Source organism: Variovorax sp. H27-G14 (genome assembly GCF_046156345.1).
Lineage (GTDB): Bacteria > Pseudomonadota > Gammaproteobacteria > Burkholderiales > Burkholderiaceae_C > Variovorax.
Genome location: NZ_JAYLVN010000037.1, coordinates 1 through 18,126, shown reverse-complemented (window position 1 = coordinate 18,126; position 18,126 = coordinate 1). Strand labels below are relative to the sequence as shown.

The 18,126-nt window shown below is 65.0% G+C and carries 19 protein-coding genes and 1 pseudogene; 11 read left to right on the top strand and 9 right to left on the bottom strand.

Annotated elements, in window-relative coordinates:
* Together VLK31_RS35525 and VLK31_RS35520 are read right to left on the bottom strand one after the other, a co-directional pair.
* A partial coding sequence (locus VLK31_RS35525; RefSeq protein WP_409173198.1) for a DUF4331 domain-containing protein occupies positions 1-1,560 on the bottom strand: 1,560 nt, incomplete at its 3' end.
* 276 nt (positions 1,561-1,836) lie between these two features.
* A complete protein-coding gene (locus VLK31_RS35520) occupies positions 1,837-2,679 on the bottom strand; it encodes an urease accessory protein UreD (protein WP_409173197.1) in 843 nt (280 codons plus the stop codon).
* 254 nt (positions 2,680-2,933) lie between these two features.
* On the opposite strand from VLK31_RS35520, the gene VLK31_RS35515 reads away from it, so the two are divergent.
* On the top strand, positions 2,934-3,428 hold the full coding sequence (locus tag VLK31_RS35515; RefSeq protein ID WP_409173196.1) for a pentapeptide repeat-containing protein: 495 nt from the start codon (positions 2,934-2,936) through the stop codon (positions 3,426-3,428).
* 54 nt (positions 3,429-3,482) lie between these two features.
* On the opposite strand, the gene VLK31_RS35510 is transcribed toward VLK31_RS35515, so the two are convergent.
* The gene (locus VLK31_RS35510) at positions 3,483-4,007 is read right to left on the bottom strand and encodes a nucleoside deaminase (protein WP_409173195.1); all 525 of its coding nucleotides are present in this window, start codon (positions 4,005-4,007) and stop codon (positions 3,483-3,485) included.
* Positions 4,004-5,038, bottom strand: coding sequence for an ABC transporter substrate-binding protein (locus tag VLK31_RS35505; RefSeq protein ID WP_409173194.1), 1,035 nt, complete (start codon positions 5,036-5,038; stop codon positions 4,004-4,006). The genes VLK31_RS35510 and VLK31_RS35505 overlap by 4 nt, the downstream gene beginning before the upstream one ends.
* 296 nt (positions 5,039-5,334) lie before the next feature.
* On the opposite strand from VLK31_RS35505, the gene VLK31_RS35500 reads away from it, so the two are divergent.
* Together VLK31_RS35500 and VLK31_RS35495 are read left to right on the top strand one after the other, a co-directional pair.
* Positions 5,335-5,919, top strand: a complete 585-nt coding sequence (locus VLK31_RS35500) for a hypothetical protein (protein ID WP_409173193.1) — start codon at positions 5,335-5,337, stop codon at positions 5,917-5,919.
* Positions 5,916-6,296 (top strand): hypothetical protein, encoded by a 381-nt coding sequence (locus VLK31_RS35495; protein ID WP_409173192.1) that lies wholly within the window; start codon positions 5,916-5,918, stop codon positions 6,294-6,296. Before VLK31_RS35500 ends, VLK31_RS35495 begins: the two co-directional genes overlap by 4 nt.
* Positions 6,297-6,333: 37 nt before the next feature.
* Here the strand turns inward: VLK31_RS35495 and VLK31_RS35490 are convergent, their stop codons facing one another.
* Positions 6,334-7,863: a CHAD domain-containing protein gene (locus VLK31_RS35490; RefSeq protein WP_409173191.1), complete on the bottom strand. Its 1,530-nt coding sequence runs from the start codon at positions 7,861-7,863 to the stop codon at positions 6,334-6,336.
* Positions 7,864-8,280: 417 nt separating this feature from the next.
* Here VLK31_RS35490 and VLK31_RS35485 point away from each other — a divergent pair, with 417 nt between their 5' ends.
* The 6 genes from VLK31_RS35485 (at position 8,281) to VLK31_RS35460 (ending at position 11,448) form a co-directional block, all read left to right on the top strand.
* The gene (locus tag VLK31_RS35485; protein ID WP_409173190.1) at positions 8,281-8,676 is read left to right on the top strand and encodes a cytochrome C; all 396 of its coding nucleotides are present in this window, start codon (positions 8,281-8,283) and stop codon (positions 8,674-8,676) included.
* A 5-nt stretch (positions 8,677-8,681) separates the two neighbouring features.
* Complete coding sequence (locus tag VLK31_RS35480) at positions 8,682-9,161, top strand: universal stress protein (RefSeq protein WP_409173189.1); 480 nt, start codon at positions 8,682-8,684, stop codon at positions 9,159-9,161.
* Between the two features lie 166 nt (positions 9,162-9,327).
* Positions 9,328-9,450 (top strand): hypothetical protein, encoded by a 123-nt coding sequence (locus VLK31_RS35475; RefSeq protein ID WP_409173188.1) that lies wholly within the window; start codon positions 9,328-9,330, stop codon positions 9,448-9,450.
* A gap of 33 nt (positions 9,451-9,483) precedes the next feature.
* On the top strand, positions 9,484-9,975 hold the full coding sequence (locus VLK31_RS35470; protein WP_409173187.1) for a hypothetical protein: 492 nt from the start codon (positions 9,484-9,486) through the stop codon (positions 9,973-9,975).
* Positions 9,976-10,153: 178 nt separating this feature from the next.
* Positions 10,154-10,711, top strand: coding sequence for a cytochrome b (locus tag VLK31_RS35465; protein WP_409173186.1), 558 nt, complete (start codon positions 10,154-10,156; stop codon positions 10,709-10,711).
* Between the two features lie 29 nt (positions 10,712-10,740).
* On the top strand, positions 10,741-11,448 hold the full coding sequence (locus VLK31_RS35460) for a VIT family protein (RefSeq protein ID WP_409173185.1): 708 nt from the start codon (positions 10,741-10,743) through the stop codon (positions 11,446-11,448).
* 32 nt (positions 11,449-11,480) lie between these two features.
* On the opposite strand, the gene VLK31_RS35455 is transcribed toward VLK31_RS35460, so the two are convergent.
* The 3 genes from VLK31_RS35455 to VLK31_RS35445 form a co-directional block, all read right to left on the bottom strand.
* On the bottom strand, positions 11,481-12,500 hold the full coding sequence (locus VLK31_RS35455; RefSeq protein WP_409173184.1) for a hypothetical protein: 1,020 nt from the start codon (positions 12,498-12,500) through the stop codon (positions 11,481-11,483).
* Positions 12,501-13,247: 747 nt separating this feature from the next.
* On the bottom strand, positions 13,248-13,466 hold the full coding sequence (locus VLK31_RS35450; protein WP_409173183.1) for a hypothetical protein: 219 nt from the start codon (positions 13,464-13,466) through the stop codon (positions 13,248-13,250).
* A gap of 138 nt (positions 13,467-13,604) precedes the next feature.
* A complete protein-coding gene (locus tag VLK31_RS35445; protein ID WP_409173182.1) occupies positions 13,605-14,777 on the bottom strand; it encodes an ATP-binding protein in 1,173 nt (390 codons plus the stop codon).
* Positions 14,778-14,938: 161 nt separating this feature from the next.
* Between VLK31_RS35445 and VLK31_RS35440 the strand changes: the two genes are divergently transcribed.
* Positions 14,939-16,099: an Acg family FMN-binding oxidoreductase gene (locus tag VLK31_RS35440; protein ID WP_409173181.1), complete on the top strand. Its 1,161-nt coding sequence runs from the start codon at positions 14,939-14,941 to the stop codon at positions 16,097-16,099.
* Positions 16,100-16,106: 7 nt separating this feature from the next.
* Positions 16,107-16,952, top strand: coding sequence for a DUF6920 family protein (locus VLK31_RS35435; protein ID WP_409173180.1), 846 nt, complete (start codon positions 16,107-16,109; stop codon positions 16,950-16,952).
* Between the two features lie 824 nt (positions 16,953-17,776).
* On the opposite strand, the pseudogene VLK31_RS35430 reads toward VLK31_RS35435, so the two are convergent.
* Positions 17,777-18,126 (bottom strand): annotated as a pseudogene (locus VLK31_RS35430) (hypothetical protein); the annotation flags it as partial.

Genomic DNA, 18,126 nt, shown 5'->3' with positions numbered 1-18,126 from the left:
GCGCGCCGCCGATGCGTTGAATGTTGCGGTGCAGGCGGGGCTCCTTGCGCACGGTGCGGCCGCGGCGTTGACGGCGCCCGGCAGGGGTGGGTTCAGGTACGGGAAGGCGGCCGGGAACTGGCGGGGGCTTTGCAGCGCGCCGTCGGTGAGGGCCGCGGTGCCGGCCGGTGCGTCGCTGGGCTTGCAGCCGACCTTCAGCGCGTCGTTGGCGCCGGTCAGCACGCACAGGGCACCCATGGCCACGCGCAGCTCGATGTCCACCACGTCGTCGCCCGGGCGGCGCCCGTTCGGGAAGCCCGCGCTGTCGTTGCCGGCCACGCCCAGGTTGCTCTGCATGGCCATGGGCGTCGGCGTGGTGCTGGTGTTCAGGCGCAGCATTTCCGATGCCTTGACGTTGGCCGGCTTGTTCACGCCGTCGATGCCCGTCAGGAAGGCCGCGACCAGGTCGGTGCGCGGGAAGTTCGTCGGCGCCGGTGCGCCGGGGTACAGCGTGGCGATCAACGTCGGCAGCGTCGGGTTGGTCACGTAGGTGGCGAACTGGCCGTCGTCCATCGGCTTGGAGCTGTTGAACTTGTCCTTGTCCTTCAGGCCGATGACCACTTCGTTGACCAGCGGCATGCCCAGGCGCGAGACCTGAGCCCATGCGCCGCCGTTCAGCGTGGTGGTGCCATGGCCGCTCTTGGGCGGGCTGGCGATCAGGCGGCCCTGGCGCGCGCTGGCCGTGGTCCAGCCGCCGATGATCGGGCCGGTGCCGCCCGCGGTGAGGCAGGCAATGGGCACTTCCAGCGCCAGCGTGCTCACGTTGCGCGCGGCCAGCGTGCCGGCACCGTAGGCGCTGGTCGAGCCGAGCGGGTTCAGGTTGATCAGGTCGAACACCTGGCCGAGCGCCACGGCGAACGGGTCCTGGCGCTGGCCTGCGAACACGCGGCCCGCGGTGGCGCAGCCGGGAATGTTCACGTTGTAGACCTGCTGCGCGGCGTAGGCGGCATAGCCGTTGGGCCCGCCGAAGGTCTTCTCGCCGATATTGTCGGTCGGCCGGTCGAACACCGCGCCGCCGCCGGCGACGTTGGTGACGGCCTCGCTCCGGCCCTTGCGGCGGTCACCGCGCACCACCGTCAGCGTGAAGGTTTCGCGCAGGTTGCTGGTGGCCTGGTTGGGCGCGGTGATGGCACCGGCCTGCACCAGCGGAATGGAGACCTGCTTGCCCGCAATCGGCAGCTGAATGTCGCGCAGCGTGTTGGTGAAGCGGAACTGGAAGGTGAGGTTTTCGGTGGCGCCGCCGGTGTTGTCGATGTGAATCTCGTACAGGCCGTTCGGGTCCATCGTGTAGTAGTTGGGGCCGCCGTACGGGCCCTGGTCGGGCTGGTAGTTGGCGATCAGCGTCACGAAGTCCTGGCGATTGGGCTCGTAGCTGCGGAACATGTAGAAGTCGGTGGCGTCCAGCTTGGGCATTCCCGCAATCGAGGGCGCCTCGCGGTGGCTGGAGGCGAAAGCGCCCGTGGCGGCAACCGCACACAGGGCGAGCACACAGGCCTGAACAGGCGTTTGGAGCAATCTCATCGGCGTCACCTTGGAATGAAGAATGTTGGAATGGGCACGAACGACTCGCGCGGCGAAATGGCCGTCGCTGTCTGAGTACGCGCAACAAGTTCATCCGGATGTGTAAATGCGTCTAAGGAGTTCCGCGCTTGCGGGTAGCGCATTTGTGGCGCATACGCGTGCGCTCGCGGTCACGTTGCGTCAAGGCCGCAGTGGGACGAACCGATCCGGCTGATCAGGGGGCGTCGGGCCCGCCGGGATTCGGGTCGCCCGGTATCAGGTCTCAGGTCGCCGGTCTCAGGTCGCCCAGATGCGCGGCAGGCCCGCGGGCATCTGCCACAGCTCGGCACGCCAGGCCTGCCACACCTGGCGCAGCAGCTGCATCGCGGGCTCGACCACGGGGGCCAGCACGCGCAGCACCACCACCTCGGCATGCGGGCTGGTGGCGCCGGCGCTGTCGAACAGCGTGCTCGCCTCCAGCAGCGTGCGCGCATGCGCCAGCAGCGCGTCGCGCCGCGCGCGCGCCACCGGCGAGCCCGCCACGAAGAACAGCGAGGCCATGCAGCGGTGGCCACCCAGGCCGATGGGGCTTTGCAGCAGCCGGTGGTCGGCCGCGTCGATGCGCCCGCGCTCCAGCCACACGCCGGGCACCTCGATGTGCTGCAGGTAGGTGCCGCGCTCGAAGGGCTGGTTGGCGTTGGGCAGGCCCAGCGCGGTCACGTCCCAGCCGATCAGCTCGGCCCCCGGCGCCACCTCGATCGTCAGCCGGTTCTCCGCCTGGCAGCCGCTGTAGCAGATGGCTTCGAGCGGCAGCCATTCGAGCCGCGCGCCGGCCGCCAGCCGGATGCGCGTGCGCTGCAGCGCCAGCTCGCCTTCGGAGCGGTAGAAGCGCGAGGCACCGGGCGTGGTGATGAGGCCATGGCTGCCGTCGGCGGCCTCGATGTCGATGTCCAGCGTGTCGCCGCCCACCAGGCCGCCGGGCGGATGCACCAGCACGTTGTGGCAGACCGTGTCGCCCTCGGGGTACAGGCTCTGCAGGATGCGCAGCGGGCCGTCGTGGCGGAACCGGGCGACGGTGCGCGTCGCGGTGCGAACGGCTTCTTGTCGGTAGGCGAGATGGAGTCGGGCGTGCCAGGGCATGCGGGGAGTCTAGCGAGCAGGCGACTGCCTTTGGGCGGTGCATGCGGGCTGCGTGGGCGCGCCATCACGCGGGGCTCGTTTGACCATTGTTTGCAAGGGTGCTGCGTCCGGGTGCGTCAGACTTTTCGGGTCTTCATGCAGCAGGTCCGCCGCACCTGCTTTCGTCGGCCAACCCTGAACCCCCGGCCCTACGTCATCTGACACCGGGCGCCTTTCTTCACTTTCTTCACTTTCTTTTTTGCACTGTCCCAACCATGTCAGCACAACCTCTCATCCTCGACCACGACAAATGGCGCAAGGGCGCCGGTGGCGCACCTGCCGGTGTGTCCGGCCAAAGCGACGGCAACAGCTACGCCGGGCTGGACCTGAACCTCATCACCTTTTCCGCCAGCACCTTCAGCGGCAGCAGCTTCTGTGCGACCACCTTCGTCGACGCGGTGTGGACCGGCTGCCGCTTCAGCCACTGCACCTTTTCTGCCTGCGACTTTCAGCGCATTCGCATCGACGGCTGCACGTTCACCGACTGCACGTTTGCCAATGGCAGGTTCGCGGGCAGCAACCTGGATGGCAGCAGCTTCACGGGCTGCACATGGAACGCGCTGAATTTCGACAACGCCCGCTGGAACCAGGTGAAGGTGCTGTCGTGCACGGGAACCCATGTTGCTGCCGAGAACATCGTCGGCGCGCAGGTCGACTTCACCGGGAGCAGCTTTCAGGACATGCAGTTCGTCAACGCGCGCATCAACTGAGCACCGCTGCAGGGCCATGCCCGGCACGCAGCGGCCAGCGCAGGCTAGCGATGCTCAGATCTTCCAGGCCCCGTCATGGGCCGCACTCGCCTCGTCGACCAGCGCGGGCCCGATGCATTCGATGGCGTGCGGCGACGCGCGAAACACGTCGCGGCATGACAGTTCCGCGTCGCGCTGGTCCTGCCGCTCGCCGCGGAAGACGCGCAGGCGTTCCGCGTCGATGCCGAACACCACGCGCCCGATGTTCGACCAGAAGATGGCGCCCGCGCACATGACGCAGGGCTCGCCCGACGCATAGAGCGTGGCGCCCGCCAGCTCTTCGCGCGACAGCTTGCGCCCGGCCAGCGCACGTAGCGCGTTCACCTCGGCGTGCGCAGTGCAGTCGCCGGTTTCGGTGTTGCTGTTGCCGGCCTCGGCCAGCACCTCGCCCGAGGCCGAGACGATGACCGAGCCGAAGGGGCGGTTGCCCCGGCGGCGCGCCGCATGCGACCAGACGATGGCCTTGCGCAGGTAGCGGCCATCGCGCTCGTCAAGGGCCGTTTCATTGGGGTAGGTGGAGGTGTTGTTGTTGAAGTTCATACCTTGGGCAGATTGCGTTCGTTGCGCAATGGGAGCATCGAAGTGTTGAAGATGGCGTCGGACGCGGGCTTGACCTTGAGGCCGAACACATCGACCACCTCGTCGACCTGCTGCTCCAGCGTGAGCTTCTTGATATCGCCCAGGCCGTGGCCGCGCGTGTCGGCCGCGCCCACGTACTGCGCGGTGATGCCCCAGCGCTCCAGTTCGATCTTCTCGTCGAGGATGGGCTCGCGCTGGCGCATGGCCGCGATGCTCGGCGCCGGGTTGGCAAAGGTCTCGACGATGGCGCGGTTGCTGGCGCGCAAAAAGGCCGCCACCACCTTCGGGTTCTGCGCGATGAGGTTGCTGCTCGCGAGGATGGCGTTGCCGTACAGGTTGACGCCCGCGTCGGCGTACTTCAGCACCGACAGCTCTTCGGGCTTCATGCGCGCGAACAGCGATACGGCCGAGTCGTGGAAGTAGGTGGCGGCGTCGACGTCGCCGCGCACCATCACGTTGTCGCGCGCGCTGAAGTCGGTGGTCTGCCACTGGAAGGCGTCGCCGCGCATGCCCTGCTTGCGCGCCACCATCGGCCACGCACGGCGGGTCGACTCGACGGCGGCGGCCGCCACCTTCTTGCCGGTGAGGCTCTTGAAGTCGCCGGTCACGCCCCGGTCCTTGCGCCCGATGATCACGAACGGTGCGCGGTTGTAGTACTGGTACACGGCCTGCACCATCGGCGTGCCCGGGTTCTGTGCATTGAACTCGACCAGCGCGCTGATGTCGCCCAGCCCCAGCTGGTACACGCCGCTGGCAATGCGGGTGATGGAGGCGACCGAGCCGGCGCCCGTGTCGATGCTCACGTCGAGGCCTTCGTCCTTGTAGTAGCCCTTGCTCAGCGCCAGAAAGAACGGCGCGGTCTGGCCGTTGATGCGGAAGTCGAGCGTGAACTTCAGCGGCGTGAGCTTGCCGGTGCCCTGGGCGAAGACGAAGGGCGCGGCAATGGGCGAGAGGGCGGCGGTGCTGGCCGCAAGAAAGAATCGACGTTGCATGGGGAGAGCCTCGGAATCTTCGGGTCTTGAATCCCTCTGCACGCGGCAGAAGGCGCTTCAAGAGCAATTTCCGGGCGGCGCACTCGGGTGGTGCGTGCGCTGCTGAACGCTTCTACTCTTGCCGTGCTTCATGCACGACCCATGCCAAGGCCTGCCAGAGTGTTGATTGCCGTCCAAAATTGACCCAGCGGGGGTGCGACGAAGTGGCCGAAGTTGCGCGGAGTTCGCGCTGTCCGACATTCACCGGGCGCATGCGCTGAGCGAGACGCACCATACGGTAGGAAAGATCGCGCTTTATGTCGGCCAACCTTGAGCAGGCGCGCAGGGCAAGTGCCAGGCATGTGTTCATCGACACCGAGTTCACATCGCGGAGCAGACCGGAGCGGTTGTCCATCGCGCTGGTCGCGGACGACGGCCGAGAGTGCTACGTTGAGCTCGCGGTACCACCGTGGTGCGTGAACGATTTCATGGTTCGCGCGGTATTGCCCGAGTGGGGCCTCGTGCCCGGTCGTGCCGCGTCGACAGCCGAGCTTGGGCCTCGTGTAGACGCCTGGCTTTCGAGCCTCGGCGATACGGCCATCGACGTAGTCTATGACTTCGAGGCCGCCTTCGACCTGATGCGCCATGCATTGCACCTTGCCAACCTGTGGCGTCGGTGGTCAGGTGCTCTCGTGGCAGACAAAGTGGGTCGTCTGGCACGCCAGCCTGTGTGCGACGAGGCCATGGATCCTTCCTGGACCAACTCCATGCGCCGCGGCGGCATCCGTCGCCATCACGCGCTTGCAGACCCCCGTGCATTACGCGCAGGCTACCAAGCGATTCACGAGCCTCACCTGCAACTCCAGGAACAGATTCAGACAACACAAGGACTTTCTACATGACGCTCAATCATGCGGTCGCATTGATCGACCACCACAGTGCGCAGATCCTTCAGTTCAGCGCGACCGAAGTCCAGGATCACAAGATCAAGGAACATGCTCGCTACACCCGACAACATGCAAGCGAGGTGCGCTCTGAGCACGAGTTCTTTGCCGAAGTGAGTGACGCGCTGGCCGCGGTCCGGTCGGTGCTGGTGGCGGGTTCGCACACCGCGCAGGCCGACTTTTGCCAGTACGTTGAAAAGCACAGGCCGGCCCTGCCTCCTCGGATCGTCTTCTGGCATACCGTTGACCATCCCAGCGCAGCCGAGCTCGTAAAGTTGGGGCGGCGCTTCTGTGCCGAGAGGGGCGACATTCCGGCGACGCCGCGCTTGTCCTGAACCTGAAGGCCTGGACGGCCCGTGACCTGCAGCCCGGTCACTCCCGCCAGAAGACGGGCAAATAGACGGCCTTGCGCAGCAGACGCGCGCAACGACTGTTGCACGTTCGAAGCTGCTTCGCGAGCCATCGGCGTGCGCGTTTGGCGTGCCGTCCTCTCCTTGCGTCAGCACGTATGGCTGCCATGGAGATGCGGTGGTCGTTCTGCCCACCTAGCGCATCTTGCGCATCGCCCCAACGCTCCAGATAGTGCGCCGCAACAGCGCTGTCGAAGAGCGGTGCGGCAAACCCCGCTAGGTAGCGGAAGCGCTTGGCGCGCTTGCGTACTCGATGCTGGCGCCCGGCAGGCAGCTCTTCGAATCGCGCGGTATCGCGCACAAGCGCAGCGTGCAGCCGATCGAGCAAGATCGAGACCTTGTGCACGAGGGCTTGAGAGCCCTCCTTCCGATGCGCCGTCAGTGCTCGTGGCGCATGGCAGAGTGCCAGCACAGAGAGCAGCACGCCCTGGAATTCAGGATCACGCACGATCGCCACGGGGCTCTTGGCACCGCCCGCCTTGGCAGGCACGCAGGTGTAGCTCACCCCGTCCGCATGCATCGCGTTTGACTCGGCCGGGAGCACCAAAGCGATGTCCCTATGCGCACCGAGTTCGCGAAAAATCCTGGGCAGAACAACGCTGTATTCCTTGTCCATACCGGGCACAAAGCCCTTGAGTTCGCGTAGTGCCGTACGCATACGGCGCAGTCCCACCCGAAGCTGATGCACCAGTTGCTCGTCGCCCGCGCCCGCGCCGACTTCGCCTGCATTGCCCAGAACTTGCTTGAGGCATGTCTGCAGCGTTGCAACAAGAAATCCGGATCGCCCTTCTGCCGGATTGACTACCGGTGCGATGGCATTGATTGGCTTCCCCTCGGTCTCGCCGCGTAGGAGCCTTGCGCCGCGCTCGGCTTTGGAGGTCGTGCTGAGCCATAGATGGTTGGAGAGAGCCCAGTGCTCGGCCAGTCGCAGGAGTCCTGCCACCGGACCGTGCTTCAACTCCATTTCGAACTCGCAGACCGGTATCGATTGCACGCCAGCGAATATCTTTCCAGTGTCGATTGCCAATTCCACGCTGGCACCGCCCTCCAGCATCCTGCGAGTGACGCGCGACACATCGATGCGAAACCGCTCGACCAAGAGCTGGCCCGCGTCGTCGAGCGCAGGGGAGGACAAGACGGCGCGAATCGCCGAGCCGGCGGGTGAGCCGTCATGGCGAGCGAGGTCGAGCGCGGGAGCGTTAGTTCCGCGCGGCGAAGGTACATCGACGTTGTCCTCCAGTCGCCGCAGCGAATCGAGCGTAAGCGCCTTGGCCGTCTGTACCCACTGTCGGCCTTCCTTGCGCAATCGCAGCGAAGCGCCACAGGCAGCGAGTCGCTCGTCAGCTGTGTCGTAGTAGATCGATTGCAGACGTTGCACACGAAATTTCCCACCGCGCATCGCTTTCGATAGCGCTGGTAGATGCTCCGGAGGAACGATGAACTTGAGTTCGATCTCTTCTTCAGGCCGCGATTTGGGTTGGAGGTCAGTCATCGATCGTCTCAGGGGTAGTCAAGCTGCGATGGACATGGACCGTCGCAAAGGAAGAAGAAGATTAGGAATCTGCGGCTCTTCCGTCTGTGCGGTGCGGCGCACATTCAGAACCCAGGATGCAAACGAAAGCCTGCACCCGAATCAAGATTGGTCGACCTACAGGCCCGCGAGCGCCCATGACCACACTCGAAGACGTGCGAAGACGTGGGCATTAGCCTTCTTACAAGCGAGCGGCGAGACGTCGTCGGGTGCTCATCGCGGGTCGCGCGTTGCTTTGCCTGGAACACCACACCAAGCCAGAGCGCCTGATGCGGTTCCAACCTCACACTGCGTTCGCTGGCGAACAGACGCTCCCGGTGAAAAGCGGGAGCCTGTACCCCAACACGGACCGATGCCACCTTGCAAGGAGACCTTCTCATGAACCACCGCTTGCAACCTTGTCCTCGACGCACTGCGCGCCAGAGGCCGACAACCTTCGGCTGGGCCGTGGGCCTCGTGCTGAGCATGCTCGCTGTATGCCCCGCCGCGCAGGCTCAATCGCGCGGTGAACTCCTTTACTCGACGCATTGCATCACTTGCCACACGAGCGAGATGCACTGGAGAGAAAAGAGGGTGGACACCGACTTTGCAAGCCTCAAGTTTCAGGTGCACCGATGGCAGGATGCCGCGGGACTCGGTTGGAGTGACAACGATGTTCAGGACGTGGCCCGCTACCTGAACGAGAGCATCTACCACTACCCGCCGCAAGGTGGACCGACCGCGCAAACTGCGTCGCGCGTACAGGCAAAGAATCGCAGCCTGACGTCGCCATGAGACCGATGTACCAACGCATTCTGGTTCCGGTGGATGGCAGTGCCACATCCGGTCTCGGCCTGCAGGAAGCGCTTCGACTTGCCGCGCTGACAGGCGGCCGGTTGCGCCTGGTTCACGTCATCGATGAACTCCCTTCCGCGCTTGCGTTGGACGCCTATGCAGGCCACGCCGGAGACCGGGTCAAGGAGCTGCGAATCGACGGCGCCCGAATTCTTGCGGAGGCCAAAGCGACGGCCATCGCGGCGAGTGCCAAGGTAGACGCCGTGCTGCATGACGGCTTCAAGGGCACCGTGCACGAATGGGTGATTGCCGACGCCGAGCAATGGCACGCCGACCTGATCGTGTTGGGCACGCACGGCCGTCACGGGGTCGAGCGGCTGATGCTGGGCAGCAGCGCAGAGAACATTCTTCGCAGTGCCACCATTCCCGTCTTGCTGGTGCGCGCGCCCGCTCCAAAGACCGCGGTTCAGCTTGCCAGGCGGTGACGACTCAAGAACTGCAACGATTCGCTTTTTCAGCCCGGGTGTATAGCCGTGCCCCATGTTGCGTGCCGCAGCAAGCCCTCGTAAGCTCGCGCCGCGCTGCCGAGACAAAACCGATGCGCAGGTAGCCGTTGATTCATGACGATGTATCCCCCGAACGAGGTGTGCCATGCCAAGCAGAGCCGAAAAGATTCAGCATTGGGTTCTTCACCGCTCGCACGATCGCATTGCGTTGGCGGCCTTGCTGCTTTCGTTGGGCGCATGGCTCGTGTTCTGGTTCGACCTTGCCTGATGCGATCACGCTGGTACCCCATGGCGCCGATGCATGCAAGCCCTGATGCCTGACCATCCGAAGCGCGGCGTTCTGCGCCGCCTCATCGTTCGTCAGATCGGCTGGTGGAGCGTGGTGGGCGTGCTGCTCGCAGCGCTGCAACCCTTCATTGCCATTCATTTCCGCGAGGACGGCTGGGAAGACGAGCCGGGTTTTCGCATTCGCTCTGCAAGCTCGACCGTGCAGTTCGAAATCGACGAGCGGCCCGACCATGCGACCGGCCGAGAGACCACCGTGTTCGTGCCCGCGGGCGCGAGCATCGACATGCCGAATGTCTTTCAGCACGGGCTGAACGGGCTGATGGCCCTGGTGCTGGCGCTGCTGCCGCTGCTCGTCGCCTTGCGCGCAGTTGCAACGTTCACCGAGGGCGACCTGCGCGAGCGCGTGGGCGCCGTCATTCGGGCACCGCCGGCAACGATGCTGTGGCGGCGCTCTCCGCCCAAGACTGCTCCCCCTGACGACCTGACAAGCACCGTCGTCTGTTGACGGCCGCCGTCTTCCGTCCGCTTGCGCGGGGGGAAGCTCCTCTTGTTTTCGTCCAAAGGCCTGTCGTGATTTCATCTTCCCATTCCGGCGCGCGCCGCCTCTTTGCGTGCCGCCTCTCTGTGCCCCTGCTTCGTTGCGTTGCAGACTCGCATTGTTTCTTTTGACGAAGGACCACACCATGGCCTTCAAGAACTCGAACACACGCTACGGCTCGGGGCTCATCGGCCTGCACTGGCTGATGCTCTTTCTGCTTGCCGCCGTGTACGCGTGCATGGAACTGCGCGGGCTCGCGCCCAAGGGCAGCGGCTTGCGCGCGAGCCTCAAGCCCTTGCATTTTTTGCTCGGGCTGAGCGTGCTGGCGCTGGTCGTGCTTCGGCTTGCCGTGCGATGGCGCGCCGGCGCCGCGCCCGGCATCCGCCCTCCGTTGCCCAAGTGGCAAGACAGGCTGGCTCGGCTCATGCACCTGGCGCTCTATGCCTTCATGGTCGTCACGCCCATCCTGGGCTGGTTGACGCTGAGCGCGGAAGGCAAGCCGATCGTTCTCTTCGGCCTGAATGTGCCGTCGCTCGTCGGCGCGAACAAGGCGCTGTCCGAGCAACTGCAGGACGTGCACGAGGCGCTGGCCACGGCCGGCTATTTTCTGATCGGCCTGCACGCCGCAGCGGCCCTGGCCCATCACTACCTGATGCGTGACAACACGCTGCGGCGCATGCTGCCCGGGCGCGGCGCCCGGTAACGAAGCAACCGACGAACCGACGAACAACGATGAAATCATTCCACTACCGCGCCCACCCCGAGCGCCACCGCACCGAGCACATCGGCTGGCTGCGCGCCGCCGTGCTCGGCGCCAACGACGGCATCATCTCCACGGCCAGCCTGGTCGTCGGCGTGGCGGCGGCGAACGCCAGCCACGCCAACATCCTGATGACGGCGGTGGCCGGTCTGGTGGCCGGTGCCATGTCGATGGCCGCGGGCGAATTCGTTTCCGTGTACTCCCAGGCCGACACCGAAAAAGCCGACCTGGAGCGCGAGCGGGTCGAGCTCACCACCCAGCCCGAGGCCGAGCAGCGCGAGCTGACCGCCATCTACGTGCGCCGTGGCCTGGACTACAAGCTGGCCAGCCAGGTCGCCACGCAACTCATGGCGCACGACGCACTGGGCGCGCACGCACGCGACGAGCTGGGCATTTCGGACGCGCTCAGTGCGCGCCCCCTGCAGGCCGCGCTGGCGTCGGCGGCGAGCTTTGCCACGGGCGCCGCGCTGCCGCTCGGCGTGGTGGCGCTGGCACCGCCGGCGTCGTTGCTGCCATGGACCCTCGCGACCGCCATCGCGTTTCTTGCGCTGCTGGGGGCCGCAGCCGCAAGGATCGGCGGCACGCCGGTGGCGCGCAGCGTGTGGCGCGTCACCTTCTGGGGCACGCTGGCCATGGCGATCACGGCCGGGGTGGGGGCGGTTTTCGGAACGCCGACGTAACCGCTTTGTATCCAGATGGCTGCGTATCGCTCTCAGGTCAACCCCTGGAGGCCGGCCTTGTCGTGGCCTCTTGATTTGAGTGCGGGTGCCCACTTGGGTCCGAGGCAGTTGGGATCACTTTGTGCGCTGCCTGCGAATCGCCAAGCGGCTACTCGCTCATTGACCACGACTGGAGGGAAATTCGTGATCCACGGATTCGCGAGTTGCGCGTTGGAGGGGCCGATCAGCCACGTCGTGCGGGGCTGGCAGAGCACCGCGGCCACCTGGGTGCGCTCGACCAGCGTGCCCGCAGCACGCACCGGATCAAAGCGCGCCGCATCGGCAATCTCCTTGCGCCAATCGTCCCGCCCGTTGACGTCCCCGGCCTGCCAGTCGCTCATGATGCGCACCGGCTGGCGAAGCTTCCAATAGAACGGAATCTCGTAGGAGTAGTCGTCGAGCATCAGCACTTGGTCGTCGGGCGCCACGGTCAGCCCCGCAGGCAGCCGTAGCCTGGCCGCTGGCGGCGGGCCCATTGCGACGATGACACCCACCACCGCGATACACAAGACGGCAGCGACCGCAGCCGTGGCGCGCACGCGACCACCCAGCTGTTCGGCGTGCCGCCCGGCGCAAAGACGCCTCGCGATCAAGTAGGCCAGCGGCGCGAGCGACGGCAGCACATAGCCGATGAGCTTCGACCGCGGCAGCGAGAAGAACACCACCACCACTGCGAACCAGATGACCATGAGCCAGTCGACATCGGATAGCCGCCGTTGAGCTTGCGCCGGAACATTGGACTTTGGCCGCGGCACCAAAGCCCAGGCGAACCATGGCAGCGTGAGCACAGCGAGCACCGGGAGGTAGAACCACGCACCCTGTTCGTTGTTGAATCCCGATGAGGCAAAACGCCGGAAGTGCTGCGTGATGACGAAGTAATCGAAGAAGTCTGGGAACTTGAGCTGCATCGCCACAAACAATGGTCCCGCGAGTGCCAGCAGCACCGCCCAGCCCGGCAACCACAGCGCCAGGCGCAGAGCTTTTGATCGGCGCGTGGCGATGCACCACACCACCAGAACGAGGCCTGGCGCTCATTAGTGAGTGGCACGCCGATACCGCACGCTTCGTGCTCGCTGATGGACAATTCGATCTCGCGCCACTTCACAGAAGCCCCTCTCAGACTTCACACTCGTCGCATTTCAGTCGCGCAAACTGCCTTCTGACAGCAGCCTGCAGTCGAGGTGAGGGAGGGGAAAGAATGCCGCTCAGGGAACGCCTCTATGTCGGCTGCTGTCACCCACCTTGAGGTGGTCCAGAGGCATCTCCTGGATCGTCAACATCAAACCATCGGAATACTCGGGAGCGATAGTCGGCCGTCGTTCTCACATGCAAAAAGCCCGACGATGCAGCGCCCCGATCGTCTACTGGAATGCCTGCCGCTCGTAGGGCGCGCAGTTCAGCCTCTGAGTCGGTGTGGAATGGCAGCTTCAGGGTCGCCGTGGCCCTGTGAAGAGTGGCTTTGCCCATCGTTGTCTCCTCTGCATTTGGGGCAGCCATTGAATCCCAGGCTCGTCCATCGTGCAATACAGCTTTCGTGGGCGGTCAACTCAGCGAAAAGGCGTCACGGACTGGCGAGGTTGCTTCAGCGCGCCGGCAAGTGCTGATACTCAGCCCGCAGGGGACTTCAATTCGTCAAGCAGCGCATTTCGCTGGAAGAGAACGTCCACCAGGTTGGTCTGAAAGCCATCAACATCCGGAAGACGAAATCCGAGCCAGCCGAGTCCGGGATGGCGCAGCTTGAGGACCAAGCTGCCGTCGGCCTAGATGGACCATTGCCAGGCGGGCGCGTGCACCTGCGGCGGTGCCTTGATGATCAGGGGAAGCACTTGTGCGACCGTCGGCTCCATCGTCCTTCTTGTTTCCGCCAAGACGCGGATGAGCCGGTCGACTGCCTCCGCGGGTGGGACCGCGCCAGTCGCCAACCAGCTCGCAAAATCGACTCCGTTTTCGTTGGTCAACTCGACGGTCATCAGTTTCATGGTCGGGATCTTCCCAGGGCTTTGAGTTATCGTGAATGTTCTTGCGATCAGCCGATGTTGGCAACGCTGTTGGGCGTTGCGCGCGTGAAAGACTCATCTCGTTGGGATGGATAGAGAAGCTATCTTTTCGAGAGCTGTTCAAGCAGCAACGCCCGTGCCGAGTGGAAGGCGAACGCTGAACTCGGTGCCGTGCCCTTTGCCGTCGCAGCGGACATCGACGAACCCGCCATGCGCGTGAACAAGGTCCCTCACCAGCGAAAGTCCGACGCCGAAGCCGCCCTCCGACTGCTGAGGATTTTCCTGGGTGAACATCTCGAAGATCACCGGTAGCAGGGAGGGATCGATGCCGATGCCGGTGTCCTCGACATTGATCACCGCATAATCGATCTCCACGGTGAAGCGCAGCCAGATCTTCCCGCCTGCGGGCGTGTACTTGATGGCGTTGTGCAGAAGGTTGAACACGATCTGGTGGAGCCGCTGACGGTCTGCCAAGAGGGGGACAGGAGCGGCGGGAATGAAGACGGAAAGGGTCTGCTGCTTCTTCGCAGCATCCGCGAGCACCACGTTCGCAATCTCGACGATCTCCGCGCCCAGGTCGAACTTGGTCTTGGTCAGGCTCAACTTTCCAGCCCCGAAGCGAACAACTTCCGCCAGGTCGTCCATCATCCGTTCGACCAGAACGACTTGCCGGTTGACCACGCCCGCTGGCTTTGCCAGGTCGTCGATCAGCAGCCCCTTCTTGTCCATGATTTCGGCGGCGATGCGCGCCGGCCCCAGGGCGTTGCGCACTTCATGCACCAGGCGTCCGAAGAATGCGTCGCGTCCTTGAATGGTGTCGTGGGCGCGGCGAAGCCGGTTCTCCGTGGTCTCGATCTGCGCTCGCAGATTGGTTCGATCCGCCATGACCTTCACAAAGCCGACGTGCCGGCCCTGGTCTCGCAGGGCGACCATGCTGCCAGTCACCCAGATGCGCGCGCCGTCCTTGCGCAGATGCCAGCGGTCGTCTTCCGAGCGATGCGCAGAAACCGCTATCTGCCGCTCCAGCTCAGGCAATCCCAGTGCGCGGTCTTCCTCTACGAAGAGCACGTCGATGAGTTGGCCCACGATCTCGCTCTCGGCATAGCCGAAAAGCGCCGCCGCGGCGCCTTGCCAGGACGTGATTGCGCCTGCGGTATCGAGCAAGACGAAGCCGATGTCGGGCGATTGCTGCCAAAGCAGGGCTGCTGCTTTGACCGGGTCGATTGCCGTCGCGGAACCAGGCGGCTGCGCAGGGGCCGGTGGACGAGGTGCTTCATTGTTGGATGCCGTCATGCGCCCATCGTAGGCGGATCGCAAGCCAGCGGCCAGCGATGCTCGGCCTTGGCGGCCATTTTTCTCAGTTCACGCCCGGCGTCGCTGCGGTGCCGCACAGACGCGTCGGAACGCGGGGCATAGGCTGTCGACACCGGACGCATGTCCAGGCAGGGGTGAACATGGATCGACGCAATTTCATTCAACTGACCACGGCAGGCGCCATCGGCGTTGTTGCCGTAGCCGCCGTCGGGTGCACCCCGCAGATGCCTTCAGAGGCCATTGCCGCCTGGAACGGGCCAGGCACGCAGCCTGATGTGCGGCGTTGGATCCTTGGCTACGCGATTTTGGCGCCGCACTCGCACAACCTTCAGTCGTGGTTGGTGGACCTGCGTGTGCCCGACGAGATCGTGCTGCACTGCGACCTGACCCGCCTGCTGCCCGAGACCGATCCCTTCGCCCGGCAGATCATGATGAGCCACGGCACCTTTCTGGAATTGCTCGACATCGCCGCACGCGAGCGTGGCCTGCGTGCCGAGATCGCATTGTTTCCAGAAGGCCCGTTCGGACCCTCCACGCCCGATCTCCGACCCGTTGCGCGCGTTCGACTGGTGGCCGATTCAGCGGTCCGCAAGGACCCCCTGTTCACGCAGATACTGAAACGCCGAACCAATCGCAGTGCCTATGACCTAGGCCGCCCAGTGTCGGCCGATGCATGGCGAGCGATGGCGCAGAGCGTGAAGCCGAACCCCTTGCGCTTCGGTTTTTCCGGCCTGGACCAACCCGACGTGCTCGAGCGGCACCGGGCCATCGCCGCCGAGGCATGGCGTGTCGAGCTGACGACGCCGCGCATGGTCATGGAGTCGTACAAGGTGCTGCGCGTGGGCGCCGCGGAAATCGGGCAGCACCGGGATGGGCTGTTCGTGCTGGACAGCATTCCAGTGCTGATGAGCAAGGTCGGGCTGTTCGATCGTAGCAAGGCGCCGGCGCCGGACGCCTACGTCACCACGAGCCAGATCAAGGCGTTCAAACACAAGCTGGACACGACGCCAGCCTTTCTCTGGATGGTGAGCGACGGCAACGACAGGGCAACGCAGGTGAACGCAGGGCGTGCCTACGCTCGAGTTCAGCTTGCCGCCGCGGCCTTCGGTGTCTCGCTTCATCCGCTGCAGCAGGCTTTGCAGGAGTACCCTGAACAGGCCACGCCGCACGCCGATATTCGCAGCCTGCTGGACGCGCCCGAACCGGCCCGGACCGTGCAGATGTGGGCCCGCGCGGGCTTCGCGCCGCCCGTTGGGCCGGCGCCACGCCGTGGCGTCGACGCTCAACTGATTCACGGCTGAACCAGGCATGAAACGCGCGGTCGCACTGTTCGCTGGCGTGGCAGCCGCTGCCACGAGCGCCTTGGCGTTCGGTGCCTGGCGGTGGCGTCGCAGCCATGCCGCCTTCCGCGCCAAGATGCTGGCGGCACGTCGTCCCATGGCGGTGAAGGTCTACAACGCGGTGGAGACCGAGGCGCTTCCGCCGCCCGTGCGGCGGTACTTTCGAGCCGTGTTGCAGGAGGGCCAGGCGATGGTGTCCGGTGTTCGGCTGTCGCAGCGGGGGCGGTTCCGACAGAGCCTGGCCAGTGACACGTGGCAACCGCTGCGCGCAACGCAGCGGGTCACGACCCATCCGCCCGGCTTCGGCTGGGATGCCCGGATCAGACTGGCGCTCGGCGTGCGTGTCTTCGTTCGCGATGCCTATGTGCTCGGCACCGGCTCCCTGCGCGCGTGCGTGCTCGGCCTGGTGACCGTGGCGGATCTGCACGACACCCCGGAGATCGCGCGTGGCGAGCTGATGCGCTACCTCGCGGAGGCGGTCTGGTATCCCACCGCCTTGCTGCCCAGCCAGGGCGTCCGCTGGGAAGCCATTGACGACACGTCTTCGCGTGCCACGCTCACCGACGGCGCCACCACCGTCTGCCTGGAGTTCAGGTTCCGCGCGGACGGGCTGGTCGCAGCAGTGTGGGCAGCCTCCCGCCCTCGGTCGGCCACGGAATCGGCACCCTGGCTGTGTCGGCTCGACAGCTACGAGCGAAGAGCGGGCATGTGCGTACCCCTGTTCGCTGAAGTCGAGTGGCAATTGCCGGCGGGGCCTGCGCCGTACTTTCAGGGGCGCCTGACTGGCATCGTCTATGAGTTCGACGCGAGGTGAGCGTCGCGCCCCGCATGCGCAGCAGCCTGTTCACACGCGAATTGTGGTCGCTCTTACGGGTTGTCCTCCGGGCGTGCGCAGTCGTTGTGAATCACCGATTTGCAACGACTGCGAGCTCCAGTCGGATTCGGCGCTTTGTGTTCAGACGACCGAGCACGTAGCGCGCCGCCCAGCGTCTCGCATGTCAGGTCGGACATTGGCGAACTGCGTGCATGCGAAACGCGCGATGTGCCGGCGCTCGCTGCCGCGGCCCTGTGCTGCTATCGACGCTGAAGTGGATAGGCCTCTCACTCGACCTCGGCAGTCTCGGCTTAAAGGTCGGCGAAAGTGGCGTTGGCGAGAATGGTGGCCCGGTGCGCTCACTGTCTGCGAAGGCTTGTGCTCCCTGGCATTCACCTTTCCGCTTCGCGAAGCGCCTCCGGCGGCAGCGTGATTCCAGCGACGCTAGCCCTTTGACGGTGCGCATGGTCCATGCCAGCGAAAAATGAACGGTAGCGCAGCTTGGCTTCGGCGCTGGTAGCTGGAAGAATCGCCGGGCGTTCAGAAGAATGGGGAAGGAACGCTCGGACGGTGAGCGGCCTTTCGAACGGGGCCAGACAAGCTTGGCGTTGTTTGCCTCGCAACCACTTGGCCTTTCGGCGTGACGCTCATGACAATGGCATTGCCTGGGTAGCAATGAGACCCGCGCTCCGGCTGAGACAGGGGTATGTCGACCTCGATCAACCCCGCAGTGTGCAGCACCCTCAGCTTTTCGATCTCCGCTTGCCCGTCGATTTTCTCAGGGAGCAGGGCACTGCATAGTCGTTTCAATAGTTCGTAGGGCATTACGGTACCTCATCGGAAAGAGTCAAGTCGGCCTCGACAACCGAGGCGTCGTCGCCTATGGATTTGGCGGGGGGCTTAGAGATCGAAAAACGGCCCGGTGCCCGAATCGGATCGCAATCGACCTTGATCAGGTCCTTCGGCCCGAAGCTGCCGTCCAGCAACAACTTCGACAGCGGGTTCTCGATGCGCTGCTGAATTGCGCGCTTCAACGGCCGCGCACCAAACACCGGGTCGAAGCCGACCTTGGCGATCTCGGCCAGCGCCGCAGGCGACACCTGCAGGCCCAGGTCCATCTTGGCGAGGCGCGCGGTCAGCACCTTCAGCTGGATTGCGGCAATCGATTCGATGT